1 protein-coding gene is annotated in these 708 nt (G+C 64.7%); it reads right to left on the minus strand.

Annotated features, from left to right (window positions below; genetic code table 11):
- Window positions 1-479 (minus strand): aldo/keto reductase (locus EOA28_RS37630; RefSeq protein ID WP_189342426.1); only part of this gene is annotated, 479 nt, incomplete at its 3' end.
- Between the last annotated feature and the right edge of the window lie 229 nt (window positions 480-708).

The raw sequence follows: 708 nt of genomic DNA on the forward strand, positions 1-708 counted from the left end.
GGAGTGCCTGCCGCATCCGGGCGCCGCGCCACCGCTCCCACGCGCGTCGGATTCGAGCCCCAGGGAATGTCCCGGTCCGGCCAGTGGATCTGATAGAGGTCGATATAGTCCGTGCCGAGCTTGGCCAGCGACTTCTCGACCGCGTCGAAGATGTCGGCGCGCACCAGCTTCGAGGGACGATCGCCGCGGAACCAGGTGTTGGCCGTGCGGCCGACCACTTTCGAGGCAAGGATGACCTTGTCGCGGTTGCGATTGGCTTTCATCCAGCTGCCGATGGTCTTCTCGGTCCGCCCTTGCGTCTCGGCCTTGGGCGGGATCGGGTAAAGCTCGGCCGTGTCGATGAAATTCACCCCGCGCGAGAACGCCAGGTCCATCTGCGCGTGGCCCTCCGCTTCGGTGTTCTGCTGCCCCCAGGTCATCGAACCGAGGCAGATTTGCGAAACAAGGAGGTCGGTCCGACCGAGGCGGCGTTTATGCATGAGATCTCCGGCGGGAGTTTTGCGCGGACAGCGCGGGGAGGAAGTTCAAGCATAAAGCACAGGCCGGAGTTTCTCCAAGCCCGCAGTCTTCGACTTTTTGCGTAAACTGCGCGGCTAACGGCGTGCCCCAGCCAAGGCCCGTCGCTTCGCCTCGTCGATCAGCATGTTGGCCACCTGCATGCGGATCATGGCGCGCTGGCGCAGATGCGGCGCGACCCGGTCCGGATGG

The sequence above is a fragment of the Mesorhizobium sp. M2A.F.Ca.ET.067.02.1.1 genome (assembly GCF_004023285.1).
In the GTDB taxonomy this organism is placed as follows: domain Bacteria; phylum Pseudomonadota; class Alphaproteobacteria; order Rhizobiales; family Rhizobiaceae; genus Mesorhizobium.